This is a genomic window from Neisseria sp. DTU_2021_1001991_1_SI_NGA_ILE_055, from assembly GCF_032342915.1.
In the GTDB taxonomy this organism is placed as follows: Bacteria; Pseudomonadota; Gammaproteobacteria; order Burkholderiales; family Neisseriaceae; genus Neisseria.
Window position 1 is genome coordinate 1,251,153 of the sequence record NZ_CP135440.1, and the last position, 14,924, is coordinate 1,266,076.

A 14,924-nucleotide genomic window follows, 5' to 3' on the forward strand; every position below is an offset into this window, starting at 1 on the left:
TAAATTATAACACAACACAATGTTTCTCGGAATTTCAGACGGCCAGTTGCAAAATTTGGCTATTGTATCGATTAATTTGGCAAGTTTGCATATGACCGCTACAATGGCGTGTTAAAAACTTTTTGATTTCGGAATGTCGAAATGTTGATTCATCCTGAAGTAATGGGCGTAGAAGCTTTGGCGGACAAAATCCGTAAAATTGAAAACTGGCCGCAAAAAGGGATTTTGTTTCATGACATTACTCCCGTTCTGCAAAGCGCAGAATATTTCCGCCTGCTGGTTGATTTGCTGGTTTACCGCTATATGGGGCAAAAAGTTGACGTTGTGGCAGGCTTGGACGCGCGCGGTTTCATCATTGGCGCGGCTTTGGCCTATCAACTGAATGTCGGCTTCGTTCCCATTCGTAAAAAAGGCAAACTGCCGTTTGATACGGTTTCTCAAAGTTACGCTTTGGAATATGGCGAAGCAACGGTAGAAATCCATACCGATGCCATCAAGCCGGGCGCACGCGTTTTGTTGGTAGATGATTTGGTGGCGACCGGCGGCACAATGCTGGCAGGTGTCGAGCTGATCCGCAAACTGGGCGGCGAAGTAATCGAAACGGCTGCTATTTTGGAATTTACCGACTTGGACGGCGGCAAAAAAATCCGCGAAAGCGGCGCGCCGTTATTTACCCTATGCCAAAACAAAGGCTGTATGTAACACACAAAAAACCGCAAGCCGATCAGCCTGCGGTTTTTTATTGTTAAAATTATTCGAGAACGTATCCGTCTGTATCCCAAAAGGTTTTTTTCACCAACTGGTCGTCTTTATACACCAACTCGGATTTCTTCGCACCATCATCATACCAATCCAAAATAATGCCGCTGCGTTTGCCGTTGCGAATACTCAATTCAGACACAATGCGGCCATTTTCATCCCAACTGATAATCTCCGTCGGTTTATCATTGCTCATCATCATTTCGGTTTTCGGGCTGCCGTCTGAATACCATTGTTTCCAATGACCGTTGGCCTTATCGTGCTTGAATTGGATCTCGCTTTCTTTAACGCCGTTGCGGTAATAACGAGAGCCTACGCCCTCACTCAAGCCGTTTTGATAAGGCATGACCGCAGATTTTTTGCCGTTTGGATACCAGTTAATCCACTCGCCGTGCGGCTTGCCGTTGCGATAGCTGCCAACCATCTTTTTCTGCCCGTTGAAATGCCACAGAGTCAGCGTACCGTTGTCCAACGCCGGCACAAAAACCTTAATCTGACCAGCAGGTATCTCGTACGGATCAGAATATTTTTTCATTGATGGATAGTAAAAATCCTGAACCTGCGCCTTGCCTGCCGCAATTTTGTATTGACGGACATAAGCAACCGAAGGCATGGTTGCCGTCAGTTTACCGTTTTGATTGAAATAAACGGTATATTGCTGGGCAAAGGCGGCAACGGGCATACTGAATAAAACAGCAGCCAACAGGCCTGATTTTAAACAATTATTCATAATATTGGGTTTGGCAGTATATGTTCTACAAAAAGTCAGTAATAAAAATCTACCGGCATTTAAATCTATGACAAATATTATAAGCCAGAGTTTCAAACTCTGCTTGGATTTCACAGCCGACATATCATAGGCGTTTGTATTTTCTTAAAACATTAAAGACATTACAAAATAGAGGCCGTCTGAATTTTTTTCAGACGACCTCTATTTCAATTACATTAAAACAATTTATTCTTCACCCAACAATTGCTCGCGGATTAATAAGAATACAAACCCGTCGCCACCGCTGGTTTCCAACCAAGTAAACGGCAATTCCGGATAAGCCGCCTCCAATACTTCGCGGTTGTGGCCGATTTCAACCAGCAATACACCTTTCGGATTCAAATATTTCGCAGCCTGCAAAATGATTTGACGTGTAGCATCCAAACCATCTTCTCCGCTACCCAAAGCCAATTCCGGCTCATGCAGGTACTCATCGGGCAATGCTTCTACAGATTCCGCATCAACATAAGGCGGATTGGAAACAATTAAGTCATAGGTTTCATCCAAACCTTCAAACAAATCGGTATGCACCAAGCTGATGCGGTCTTCCAAGCCATAATCTTCGATATTGATGGCCGCTACTTCCAAAGCATCTAAGCTCAAATCAACGGCATCGATTTGTGCATCAGGATAGTGATGCGCCATTTGAATGGCCAAACAGCCGCTACCGGTACACAAATCCAAAGCTCGATGCACCAACTCATCATGTTCAATCCAAGGACGGATACCGTCGCCAAGCAATTCATAAATAAAAGAACGAGGCACGATGACGCGCTCATCGACATAAAAATCAAACTCGCCCTGCCATGCTTGATGTGTCAGATACGCGGCAGGAATATGCTCCACTGCGCGGCGTTCGAGAATGGACAATACTTCTTCCTTCTCACTTTGCAACAATTTGGCATCCAAATAAGGCTCCAACGTATCCAACGGCAGATTCAAAGTGTGCAAAATCAGATAGGCTGCCTCGTCATGGGCATTATCGCTTCCGTGTCCGAAAAACAGTCCGGCATCGTTAAAACGGCTGACGGCGAAACGCAGCAAATCGCGAACAGTGGTCAGCTCTTGAGCAGCTTGGTTAAACATAATGTTTTGTCTTGTCGATTTAAGAATATTGAAATTATAACAGAAAGGCCGTCTGAAAACTTTTCAGACGGCCTTCGATTTAATTCAGCTTAAGATTATTTATCGCGGCTGAATACGATTTTGGTAGCTTGGATAGCAACGCAGACAGCACCACCGATAAAGATCAAGTCAGCAGCGGTACGAACCCAACGCAGGGTATCCAGAATTTCCATTTGCAGGAATTCTTCGCTACGTGCATACCACAGACCGTGAGTGATAGAAGCATAAGCTTGAATCACGCCGACCGGCAACAGGCTGATGGCAATCATACCCACCAGGCCGCCGTTCAACAGCCAGAATGCCCAAGTCATCAGTTTGTCGTCAAATTGAGCATTAGGTTTCAGGTAACGTGCAACCAGCAATACGAAGCCCAGAGCCAAGAAACCGTACACACCGAACAGAGCCGCGTGAGCGTGAACTGCAGTAGTGTTCAGACCTTGGATGTAGAACAGGGAAATCGGCGGGTTAATCAGGAAGCCGAATACGCCAGCACCGATCATGTTCCAGAAGGCAACTGCTACGAAGCACATCAGAGGCCAACGCAGACGTTTCGCCCAGTCGGACAGATGTTGGTAAGACCAGTGTTCGTAAGCTTCACGACCCAGCAGAACCAAAGGTACAACTTCCAAAGCGGAGAAACATGCACCGATTGCCATAGAAGCAGAGGTAGAGCCGGAGAAGTACAAGTGGTGCAATGTACCTGGGATACCGCCCAACATGAAGATTGCAGCAGCAGCCAAAGTAGAAGCAGTAGCAGTACTACGGCGGACAAAGCCCATGTTGTAGAAGATGAATGCGAAGGCGGCAGTAGCGAACACTTCGAAGAAACCTTCTACCCACAGGTGAACCACCCACCAACGCCAGTATTCCATCACAGCGATTGGAGATTTTTCACCGTAGAACAGGCCAGGAGCATAGAACACACCCACACCGACCATAGAAGCTACGAAGATAGCCAACAGGTTTTTGTCTGTACCTTTTTCTTTAAAGGCAGAGACAGTACAACGCAGCATCAGGAACAGCCACAACAGCAAGCCGACCATCAGCAACAGTTGCCAGAAGCGACCCAGATCCAAGTATTCGTAACCTTGGTGACCGAACCAGAAGTTCAGCTCAGGCGGAATGATGTGGGTCAAAGCAAAGAAGTTACCTGCATAAGAACCGCCGACTACGATGAACAGGGCGATGTACAGGAAGTTCACACCGGCACGTTGGAATTTAGGATCTTTACCGCCGTTCACAATCGGAGCCAAGAACAGACCTGCTGTCAGGAAGCCGGTTGCAATCCAGAAAATAGCGGATTGGATGTGCCAAGTACGGGTCAACGCATATGGGAACCAGTCGGCCATTTCAAAGCCCAGTGCGGTATCGATACCGTAGAAGCCTTGACCTTCGACAGTATAGTGAGCAGTCAAACCACCCAACAGTACTTGTACGACAAACAGTGCAACAGTCAGGAATACATATTTGCCCAACGCTTTTTGAGAAGGAGTCAGTTGTACTTTGGAAATAGGATCCTCAGTAGGTACTTCAACCTCTTCGTGTTTGGTCAAGAAAGAGTAACCCCACATCAGCAAGCCGATACCCATCAGCAACAATACCACGCTGGTGAAAGACCACATGTAGTTTTCAGTAGTCGGTACGTTGTTGATCAAAGGCTCGTGCGGCCAGTTGTTAGTGTAAGTGAAGTTCTCGTCAGGACGGTTGGTCGAAGCAGACCAAGAAGTCCAGAAGAAGAAGTTGAACAGTTTTTCACGCGCTTCTTGGCTTGGCAATGTGTTGTTTTTCATTGCAAAGTGTTCGCGAGTGGTTTGGAACTTAGGATCGTCGCTGTATACACCGTGGTAGTAAGGCAGAATGCTTTCGATCGCTTTCACGCGGGTATCGCTGATAACGACAGAACCGTCTTCCTTAATACGGCTTTGGTTGCGGTATTCGTCAGCCAAACGGGTTTTCAGAACAGCTTGTTCCTCAGGAGAAACTTCGTCAAATTTTTTACCGTAAGTTTCTTGCGCAGTCAGATCCAACCATGCAACCAGCTCGCGGTGCAGCCAGTCGGCAGTCCAGTCCGGAGCTTGGTATGCACCGTGACCCAATACAGAGCCAACTTCCATACCGCCGGTAGTTTGCCATGCAGATTGACCTGCCAAAATATCGTCTTTGGTCATCAGGACTTTGCCGGATGCAGAAACGACTTGTTCAGGGTATGGCGGAGCCTTTTTATAGACCTCGCTACCCATATAACCAAGAATGGTAAAGCATACTGCCAGTACGGCAAACAGCAAGTACCAAAGCTTCTTGTACTGTCCCATTTTGAGTACTCCTTGATTTTGGTAAAAAGTGGTTGGGTATTAATTCATCAAATATGAATGTTAAAGATTGTATCACGGTTTTAAAAGTAAAGAAATATTTTGTCAATAATATTCCTTTAAAACCATTAACTTATATGATATTGATTCCTATTATCCTGTATAACTCCTCCCTTGTTATATTTTGTGTTAAGCCCACACTAACATTTTCACACAAAAATAAACTTTTCGGTTTAGTTTTTTATACTACTAAAGGAGTATTTAAGGATTAAAAGATTCATATTCATTGAACAATTTGATTTATGTCAAAATACACCCAAACAAGCGCCTACATAATCATACAAAATTTCAAACCATCCTATCAGGATACTTAACTTTTCTTACAATAAGGAAACTTTAAACATGAAACGCCAAACCTTAGCTGCACTTATCGCTTCTGTATTTGCACTGGCCGCATGCGGCGAACAAGCTGCTAAACCAGCTGAAACTCCGGCTGCCACCGCTTCTGCCGAAGCTCCTGCTGCTTCTTCTGACTCACAAGCTGCTGCCGAGACTCCTTCTTCAGAATTGCCTGTAGTCGATGCCATCATGACTCACGCTCCGGAAGTTCCACCTGCAATCGATCGCGATCATCCGGCTAAAGTACGCGTTAAAATGGAAACCGTCGAAAAAACCATGACTATGGAAGACGGTGTTGAATACCACTACTGGACATTCAACGGCGACGTTCCGGGCCAAATGATCCGTGTACGCGAAGGCGATACCGTAGAAGTAGAATTCTCTAACAATCCTTCTTCTACCGTTCCTCACAACGTTGACTTCCACGCTGCTACCGGTCAAGGCGGTGGTGCAGAAGCTTCTTTCACTGCCCCAGGCCACACTTCTACTTTCAGCTTTAAAGCTCTGCAAGCCGGTTTGTACATTTACCACTGTGCCGTTGCTCCTGTAGGTATGCACATCGCCAACGGTATGTACGGTTTGATCTTGGTTGAACCTAAAGAAGGTCTGCCTAAAGTGGACAAAGAGTTCTACATCGTACAAGGCGACTTCTATACTAAAGGTAAAAAAGGTGCTCAAGGCCTGCAACCTTTCGATATGGATAAAGCGATTGCTGAACAACCTGAATACGTTGTATTCAACGGCCACGTGGGCTCTATCGCCGGCGACAATGCCCTGAAAGCCAAAGCTGGTGAAACTGTTCGTATGTACGTTGGTAACGGTGGTCCTAACTTGGTATCTTCTTTCCACGTTATCGGCGAAATCTTCGACAAAGTATATGTTGAAGGTGGTAAACTGATTAACGAAAACGTACAAAGCACTGTGATTCCTGCCGGTGGCGCCGCCATGATCGAATTCAAAGTCGACATTCCAGGTAGCTACACTTTGGTTGACCACTCTATCTTCCGTGCGTTCAACAAAGGTGCTTTGGGTCAATTGAAAGTTGAGGGTGATGAAAACCCTGAAATCATGACCAAAAAACTGAGCGACACCGTTTACCAACCTGCCGGTGCAGCCGCTTCTGCTCCAGCAGCTGCGTCTGCCGCACCTGCTGCTTCTGAAGCCGCTAAATAATCCCTCGGTTTAATACGCCAAGCCACTGCTGCTCTTCTCTTAGAGTCGCAGTGGCTTCCATCACAATTAATCTTCCTATTCAATCAGACAGATTGATTTTTCAGACGGCCTTATTATGATTAGGCTATCTTAAAAATAAATTTTCTGTTTTCAAACGATAATAAGGGCGTACCATGAAACTCATACGACTCCTCCTCTTAGGCAGTGCCTTAATCTGCGGCAATACATTTGCAGCCGAAATGGTAAAAATCGAAGGAGGCAGCTATCGCCCTCTCTATCTCAAAAAAGAGACTTCCCTTATTAAAGTCAAGCCCTTCCAACTTGACAAATATCCTGTAACCAATGCCGAATTTGCCGAATTTTTGAAAACACATCCACAATGGCAAAAAGACAAAATCAGCTCTAAACAAGCTGAAAAAGCTTACCTGAAACATTGGGTAAAAAACGGCAGCAACAGTTATGCACCTAAGGCCAGTGAACTCAAACATCCGGTAACCAATGTTTCATGGTTTGCCGCCAATGCCTACTGCGTTTCCAAAGGCAAACGCCTGCCGACTATTGACGAGTGGGAATTTGCAGGCTTGGCCTCTGCCACTCAAAAAGACGGCTCTGCCGAACCCGGCTACAACCGCACCATCTTGGATTGGTATGCAGACGGTGGCCGCAACGGCCTGCACGACATCGGTAAAAACAAACCCAACTACTGGGGCGTATACGATATGCACGGCCTGATTTGGGAATGGACTGAAGACTTCAACAGCAGCCAACTCTCAGCCGGCTCATCCAACACACAAATGTTCTGTAGCGGCGCATCCGTAGGCTCAAGCGACCCATCCAACTATGCTGCTTTCTTGCGTTACGGCATCCGTACCAGCCTGCAATCCAAATATGTTTTAAATAACTTAGGCTTCCGCTGCGCAAGCAAATAAAGTTTAGTTTTATCACCAAAGCAGCTTTGGCGGTACTGGAAGGTATCGCCGCTTTTTTTGGCCGTCTGAAAAGATGTGGCACACAAAGACAAATTGTGGCATAATCCGCCCGTCTTTATAAAAAGGCACTTAGGAGTTTGCTTAGGTCGTTTGGCTTGGCAAACTTGTCCGAACCTGAAAAGGTTCTTTTATTTTCGGAGTTATCCATCATGGCATTGACCGTAGAACAAAAAGCACAAATTGTTAAAGATTTCCAACGCAAAGAAGGCGATACCGGTTCTTCTGAAGTACAAGTCGCTCTGTTGACTTTCCGCATCAACGACCTGACTCCTCACTTCAAAGCCAACCCTAAAGACCACCACAGCCGTCGCGGCCTGTTGAAAATGGTTAGCCAACGTCGTCGCCTGCTGTCTTACCTGCGCCGTACTCAGCCTGATACTTACCGTTCACTGATTACCCGCCTGGGTCTGCGTAAATAATTTATGCTTAAAATCAACACCGCCTTTGGGCGGTGTTTTTATTCACATGCCCATGCCGTCTGAAACATAGGCCCACTCTGTGTTATACTTCCACACGCTTAAGCAGCAAGGCTTAAACTCCCAATCACTCCTTAAAGCTCCCATCAAAGCGAGAATCTGAATTGTCTGTTCATTCCATGTTGCACTCAGGAAAATTTTGGCTGAAAACCCTGGTTTTCGGCATTACCGCGCTTTTATGCCTCGCGGCGGTATTGAGTGCCTTAATGTTCCGCATATTCAACACAGAAAACATCGACGCATTCATACAAAAAAACTTTTCCGCCCATGGCTGCCAAATCAAATACAACGCCACTATCGGCAGAAAATGGCTGCCGCGTCCCACGCTAATCTTAAAAGACCTCAGCCTTTCCTCTTCCGAACCTGACACACCGACGCTGAACATCGCCGAATCCAAAATGGGCTTTGGTTGGAGCAGCCTATGGTCGGATGCCCCCATTCTTGAGAAATGGATTCTTTTAAACCCGACACTGACACTGGACTCAAAACACCATCTGCCCGCCTGCCTGCAACAAGACCCATCGTCAAAAGAAAGTTTCCAGCTCAACCGCATCATCATCAATAACGGCAGCATCCGTTATCACACTAAAGAGCAAAATATTGCCTTAAACAATCTGCAATTTTCCCTGCAGCAAGCCGATTCAGACGGCCGCCCCTTCGACATCAGCGGCACACTGCAAAACATCGGCAATCCTATCAGTTGGCAGGGTGCAGGCTATCTGATACCCAACAATGCCGGTTGGAGTGTTCCCGCCCTTAAGCTGAACCTGCAAACCGTATTACTCAAAAACAAGCTGGATGCCCAAATTGCAGGCAGCCTTAATTGGCAAAACCAAACCGCCCTACTCCGCGACTTCAATCTGCAAGCCGAAAGCGGCTTTCAAAACTTGCATATCAACGCACGTTCACCCCTATTGCAATTCAAAAACGGCTATTTACACCTCAACACACTCAACGGCGCATTGACCGCCGGCAGTGAAAACAACCAATGGGACGGTTCATTCAAACTGGACAAAGCCAACCTCTACGCAACCGTTTTGACCGCCGCCAATTTTGAACTCAAAGGCAGCCATAAAAACGACCGCCTCCAAACCAACTTTACCTTTTCCAGCCCGTTGGTTTGGCAAAAAGGTAAAGGCATCGATGCGCCCAAACTGCACCTCAGTACCCTGCAAGACACCATCAACCGCCTTCCCCGTCCACGCTTCATCAGCACACTCGAAGGGCAGGCCAACTTCAGCCTGAATATATGGGAAGGCCGTCTGAAAGGCGCATTTGACAGGCAGGCCCTCGCCTTGGCTTTTAAATACCAACGCGACGCCCAACCGCGCCCGCACCTTGACGCCGGTATCGCCTTACAAAAACTTAATCTGACCCCTTATTTAGAAGACCTGAAAACCCAGCCGTCGCTCAGTCTTCCTTCCCTGCTGGCCAAATCCTGGCTGCCCGACATTGAGGCCAACCTCCAAATCGGCACCATTCAAACTGCCGGCCTGCAACTTGAAAACGTCGAATCCCTGCTTACCGCAGATAAAGAACATATCGCCCTGCACCGTTTCAAAGCCGGGCTTTATGGCGGCAAAACAGAGGGCGGACTGAGTATTGCAGCCACCCAACCCGCTTCCTACCACCTCCAACAAAACGCAAAAGGCATACAAATTCAGCCTCTGCTGCAAGACTTGTTTGGCTTCCACAGCTTCAGCGGCAGCGGCGACGCCGTTATCGACATTCAAACTTCCGGCAACGACCGCACCCAAATGATACAAGCCCTAAACGGCAGCCTGCTCCTCGATATTACCAACGGCGCATGGCACGGCATCGATATGGACAGCATTCTGAAAAACGGCATCTCTTCGGAAAAAATTGACAACAGCAACCTCAAAACCCCTTTCCATCATTTCATTCTCAATAGCGAAATCGAGAAAGGCATCAGCCATCATATCAATACCGAACTGTTTTCCGACAGCCTGCACGTTGTCAGCAGCGGCTATACCGATTTGAATACCCAAAAGCTGTCCGAAAACCTGCTTATCAGCAACGTACTGCAACCCAAAAACAAACCGATTCCCCTCAAAATCGGCGGAACCGTACAAAACCCTTCCATTACCCTTGACTACAGCCGTTTGACCAATGGCATGAACACACCGGCAGAAAAACAAAAAGCCCTGCAAGAAACCATACAAGAACAATGGAAGTGGCTCAAACCACGCTAAATTTTCAAATTAAAGGCCGTCTGAAACCCAAAAAGTTTCAGACGGCCTTTTAACAGATGTATTGTCAGAATAAGATGTTTACTTAGGAATAACTATATACACAATCAGTGCAACAATGACGGCAGACCATACGGTTAACATTATCAAGCCTTCTTTGGAGAGTTTTCTTTTGCTCCAATCAAGCCTCAATATTTCTACCGTACCTTCAAACACTGCCCCAATCATTTCCATCACGATTTGAAGTATAAATTCCAATAGAAATGACATCTACAAACCCAAACGCTCCCAAATCTCATCGATTTTGGCCGTAACGGCAGGGTCTTTTTTGATCACACGACCCCATTCGCGGTTGGTTTCACCCGGCCACTTGTTAGTTGCATCCAAACCCATTTTGCCACCGAGTCCGCTGACGGGGCTGGCGAAGTCGAGGTAGTCGATGGGCGTGTTTTCCATCAAAACGGTATCGCGCACTGGGTCCATGCGGGTGGTTACCGCCCAAATGACTTCTTTCCAGTCGCGCACGTTCACATCGTCATCGACCACGATGATGAATTTGGTGTACATAAACTGGCGCAGGAACGACCAGCAGCCCATCATCACGCGCTTGGCGTGTCCGGCGTACTGTTTTTTCATGCTAACCACCGCCATGCGGTAGGAGCAGCCTTCGGGCGGCAGGTAGAAATCAGTGATTTCGGGGAACTGCTTTTGTAAAAGCGGCACAAACACTTCGTTCAACGCCACGCCCAAAACGGCGGGTTCATCGGGCGGTTTGCCTGTGTAGGTAGAGTGGTAAATCGGGTTTTCGCGCATGGTGATGCGTTCGACCGTAAACACGGGGAAATGATCCTGCTCGTTGTAATAGCCCGTGTGGTCGCCGTATGGGCCTTCCAACGCGGTTTCGTTCGGATGAATCACGCCTTCCAATACGATTTCAGCACGGGCAGGCACTTGCAAATCGTTGCCGATACATTTCACCAGTTCCGTCCGCGAACCGCGCAGCAGTCCGGCAAACTGGTATTCGCTCAAGGTATCGGGAACAGGCGTTACTGCGCCCAAAATGGTGGCAGGGTCGCAACCGAGGACAACGGCGACGGGATACGGCGTATCAGGATTGAGTTTGCGGAATTCCTGATAATCCAGCGCACCGCCGCGATGCGACAGCCAACGCATAATCAGCTTGTTCTTGCCGATTAACTGTTGACGGTAAATGCCGAGATTTTGGCGTTTTTTGTTTGGTCCGCGCGTGACGGTCAAGCCCCATGTGACCAGCGGCGCAACGTCTTCCGGCCAGCAATGCTGAATCGGAAGTTTATATAAATCAACGTCTTCACCTTCCCACACGATTTCCTGACACGGCGCGTTTTTCACCACGTTCGGCGCCATGCTCCAAATATCTTTCAGCAGCGGCAATTTGGAAAACGCGTCTTTAATGCCTTTGGGCGGTTCGGGTTCTTTCAGATATGCCAAAGTTTTACCGATTTCACGCAACTTGGACACGCTGTCCGCGCCCATGCCCAGCGCCACGCGTTCGGGCGTGCCAAACAGATTCGCCAACACGGGATAATCGTAGCGCGTACCGTCGGGCTTAATCGGGTTTTCAAACAGCAACGCCGGCCCCTCGGCGCGCAGCACGCGGTCGGCGATTTCGGTCATTTCCAAATGCGGCGACACCGGATGCTGAATGCGCTTGAGTTTGCCATCGGCTTCCAATCCGGCGATAAATTCTCGCAAATCTCTGTATTTCATGATTTCATTTTCCTGAACAGGCCGTCTGAAAGCAGACCGCCATTTCGGGTTTGAAAGATAAACCAGCGGCTATTGTACCTGCCAAATCTGTTCAAATCCCAACTTTCCACGTCCGAATTTCCATATTTTTTGCAAACTACCGTCAAATTTGAACAATATCTGCTTGTGATTGCTTTCAGACGGCCTTATCTTTGGTAGAATTCCAACTTAATCCAGTCATCAATCAATATCTATCGTGGGACGGCGGCCATGTTTGCATTTTTAGAATCTTTTTTCGTTGAATACGGCTATGCGGCCGTGTTTTTCGTTTTGGTTATTTGCGGCTTCGGCGTGCCGATTCCTGAAGATTTGACGCTGGTAACCGGTGGTGTGATTTCCGGCCTGGGTTATACCAACTCGCATATTATGTTTGCCGTCGGCATGCTCGGCGTATTGGTAGGCGACGGCTTTATGTTTGCGGCCGGCCGGATTTGGGGACAAAAAATCCTTAAATTCAAACCGATTGCGCGCGTGATGACGCCCAAACGCTATGCCCAAGTACAGGAAAAATTCGACAAATACGGCAACTGGGTTTTATTCGTCGCCCGCTTCCTGCCCGGCCTGCGTACCGCCGTTTTCGTGACCGCAGGCATCAGCCGCAAGGTTTCCTACCTGCGCTTCATCCTGATGGACGGTTTGGCCGCGCTGATTTCCGTTCCGGTTTGGATTTATTTGGGCGAATACGGCGCACGCAATACCGACTGGCTGATGAAAAAAATGCACAGCCTGCAATCAGGTATCTTTATCGTACTGGGCATCGGCGCAGTCATTGTCGGCTGGATTTGGTGGAAAAAACACCGCCGCCACACCTTCTTCCGCGAGAAACTGCACGAAAAACGCGCTGCAAAAGCCAAAATACAAGCCAATCAATAAACCATTCCAGGCCGTCTGAAACACTTCCCCGCTTTCAGACGGCCTCAATCATTCATCAGAAACACCATGAAACAAAAAATCTTCGTCCTCTACACCGGCGGCACCATCGGCATGACCCAAAGCAGCGCCGGCCTGCGCCCCGACACCGCTCTCGTCGATAAAGCCCTTGCCCCCTTTTCAAACGGCCTTGATTTCGAATGGCACGTTTGCCAGCCGCTCATCGATTCTTCCGCAGTAACGCTGCAAAACCAACGCGACTGGTTGGAGCTTATTATCGCCAAGCTGCCTGACTATGACGGCATTTTGGTGCTGCACGGCACGGATACCATGGCATACACCGCCAACCTCTTCGCCCTTTCGCTGCAAGGTTTGGACAAACCCGTTATCCTGACCGGCTCGCAATGGCCTTACGATGCCGCCAACAGCGATGCGCCGCGCAACCTTGCTACCGCCGTTTCTTCTTTCTCGCTCAAACTCAAACAAGTGGCGATTGCCTTTAACGGCAAGCTCTTCCCAGCCGTCGGCAGCAGCAAGGTCAGCACCGAAACCGCCGCAGGTTTTGACAACCTGCATTTTGGCGCACTCGCCGAATGGGAGGAAAACAAAGGTTGGCACAATATCCGTACCGCCCCGACCCAACATTCAGACAGCCTCAAACCGCGTCTTCCAAATCCTGAAGCAAAAGTTTCCGTCCGCACGCTGATTCCCGGTTATGCCGCACAAGAACTTTCAGACGGCCTGCCCCAACTTTCCGCCCAAGCCCTAATCCTGCAAAGCTACGGCCACGGCAATGCACCGAGCAACGATGCGTTTGTCCGAGCCGTCCAAACCTTTACACAACAAGGCAAGTTACTGCTCAACATCAGCCAAGTGCCGCAAGGTTGCGCCGCCGCAGTCTATGCCCAAGGCGATGCTTTGCGTCAGGCAGGTATCATCAACGGCGGCAAATGCAACCTTGAAACCGCCACTGCGCTGATGACCCTTGCCGTATCACATGACTGGAATGCAGATAAGGTGCAACAAGAATTACGACAATTAAATCTGCTGTAAACCGCCATTAAACATGACTTTCACCGACACCCACTGCCATCTTGCCGATCCTAAACTTGCCGACACGCTGTCTGCCGTACTTGCCGAAGCGCAAGCCGCCGGCGTAGCTCGTTTTATCGTACCGGCTACATCCCCCAAGGATTGGCATTCCGTTGCGCAGTTGGAAAGGCCGTCTGAAAACATCCATATCGCTTTGGGCATTCATCCGTGGTTTTCAGACAGCCTCAACGAAGCTGCATTCCAAGAATTAGAGTCCGAATTAATCCGACATCCGCAAGCATGGGTTGGAGAAATCGGTTTGGATTTTTATGGAAAAGAGCAAACCCAAGCGCAACGCGACACACAAACCGACGTCTTTATCCGCCAACTTATCCTCGCCCAACACCTCAACCGCCGCGTCATCATTCATAATCTGAAAGCCGCCGCCGCCATTGCCGCCGCCGTCAAAACCGCCGGTTTCACACAAGGCGGTATTGTCCACGCTTTCTCCGGCAGCGTAGAAGAAGCGCGGATTTTGGTAAAACTCAACTTTAAAATCGGCATAGGCTCGCTGTTGCTCAATCCCAATGCCAAAAAAGTCCGTACCGCCTTACAAGCCTTAGACGACACGGATTTTGTTCTCGAAACCGACAGCCCCTTTATGCTCGGCCACGAAACCAATACCCCGGCCAACATCCGCCGTATCGCCGAAATTGCCGCCGAACTGCGCGGCGTACCGCTGGCACAACTGGCCGAGATAACCGAGCAAAACGTGGATTCCCTGCTCCATACTTCCCCTTAATATGCCGGCCTCAATGCATCAAAAAGTCTTGCCCGGCCGTTCCGTTTCCAAACGGACACACTCAGCCCTCCCTACCCCATGTTCATGAATAAAAAGCGATACAAGGCCGTCTGAAAAAATGTTTTTGGCACAAAATATCGCTCACTCCGTCATCTCGGCTTTTTAACACCGTATTTTCCTTTTGATTGATAAAAAGTATTACGCATATTATTGGGCAAACTTT

The 14,924-nt window shown here is 48.3% G+C and carries 12 protein-coding genes; 8 read left to right on the forward strand and 4 right to left on the reverse strand.

Annotation, left to right across the window (positions count from 1 at the left end; translation table 11 throughout):
* Nucleotides 1-141: 141 nt before the first annotated feature.
* A complete protein-coding gene (locus RRV97_RS05870) occupies nt 142-702 on the forward strand; it encodes an adenine phosphoribosyltransferase (RefSeq protein ID WP_003745823.1) in 561 nt (186 codons plus the stop codon).
* 49 nt (nt 703-751) lie between these two features.
* Here the strand turns inward: RRV97_RS05870 and RRV97_RS05875 are convergent, their stop codons facing one another.
* The 3 genes from RRV97_RS05875 to RRV97_RS05885 form a co-directional block, all read right to left on the reverse strand.
* Nucleotides 752-1,489, reverse strand: a complete 738-nt coding sequence (locus tag RRV97_RS05875) for a toxin-antitoxin system YwqK family antitoxin (RefSeq protein WP_049322129.1) — start codon at nt 1,487-1,489, stop codon at nt 752-754.
* Nucleotides 1,490-1,714: 225 nt separating this feature from the next.
* Entirely contained in the window at nt 1,715-2,614 is a 900-nt protein-coding gene (gene prmB, locus RRV97_RS05880; RefSeq protein ID WP_315610989.1) for a 50S ribosomal protein L3 N(5)-glutamine methyltransferase, read from the reverse strand.
* Nucleotides 2,615-2,709: 95 nt separating this feature from the next.
* Nucleotides 2,710-4,965 carry a nitric-oxide reductase large subunit gene (locus tag RRV97_RS05885; protein ID WP_003745817.1) on the reverse strand — a complete coding sequence of 752 codons (2,256 nt, stop codon included), beginning with the start codon at nt 4,963-4,965 and terminating at the stop codon, nt 2,710-2,712.
* 399 nt (nt 4,966-5,364) lie between these two features.
* On the opposite strand from RRV97_RS05885, the gene nirK reads away from it, so the two are divergent.
* The 4 genes from nirK (at nt 5,365) to RRV97_RS05905 (ending at nt 10,212) form a co-directional block, all read left to right on the forward strand.
* Entirely contained in the window at nt 5,365-6,534 is a 1,170-nt protein-coding gene (gene nirK / locus RRV97_RS05890) for a copper-containing nitrite reductase (protein ID WP_188213621.1), read from the forward strand.
* A 173-nt stretch (nt 6,535-6,707) separates the two neighbouring features.
* A complete protein-coding gene (locus RRV97_RS05895) occupies nt 6,708-7,463 on the forward strand; it encodes a formylglycine-generating enzyme family protein (protein ID WP_003745813.1) in 756 nt (251 codons plus the stop codon).
* A gap of 209 nt (nt 7,464-7,672) precedes the next feature.
* Nucleotides 7,673-7,942, forward strand: coding sequence for a 30S ribosomal protein S15 (gene rpsO / locus RRV97_RS05900; RefSeq protein ID WP_036491726.1), 270 nt, complete (start codon nt 7,673-7,675; stop codon nt 7,940-7,942).
* 176 nt (nt 7,943-8,118) lie between these two features.
* Nucleotides 8,119-10,212, forward strand: coding sequence for an AsmA family protein (locus tag RRV97_RS05905; protein WP_315610990.1), 2,094 nt, complete (start codon nt 8,119-8,121; stop codon nt 10,210-10,212).
* Between the two features lie 267 nt (nt 10,213-10,479).
* Here the strand turns inward: RRV97_RS05905 and ubiD are convergent, their stop codons facing one another.
* A complete protein-coding gene (gene ubiD / locus RRV97_RS05910; protein ID WP_315610991.1) occupies nt 10,480-11,958 on the reverse strand; it encodes a 4-hydroxy-3-polyprenylbenzoate decarboxylase in 1,479 nt (492 codons plus the stop codon).
* Between the two features lie 249 nt (nt 11,959-12,207).
* On the opposite strand from ubiD, the gene RRV97_RS05915 reads away from it, so the two are divergent.
* From RRV97_RS05915 to RRV97_RS05925, 3 genes are all read left to right on the forward strand, one after another.
* On the forward strand, nt 12,208-12,870 hold the full coding sequence (locus RRV97_RS05915) for a DedA family protein (RefSeq protein WP_315610992.1): 663 nt from the start codon (nt 12,208-12,210) through the stop codon (nt 12,868-12,870).
* Between the two features lie 66 nt (nt 12,871-12,936).
* A complete protein-coding gene (locus RRV97_RS05920; protein ID WP_315610993.1) occupies nt 12,937-13,920 on the forward strand; it encodes an asparaginase in 984 nt (327 codons plus the stop codon).
* A 13-nt stretch (nt 13,921-13,933) separates the two neighbouring features.
* Entirely contained in the window at nt 13,934-14,701 is a 768-nt protein-coding gene (locus tag RRV97_RS05925; protein ID WP_315610994.1) for a TatD family hydrolase, read from the forward strand.
* Nucleotides 14,702-14,924: the final 223 nt, after the last annotated feature.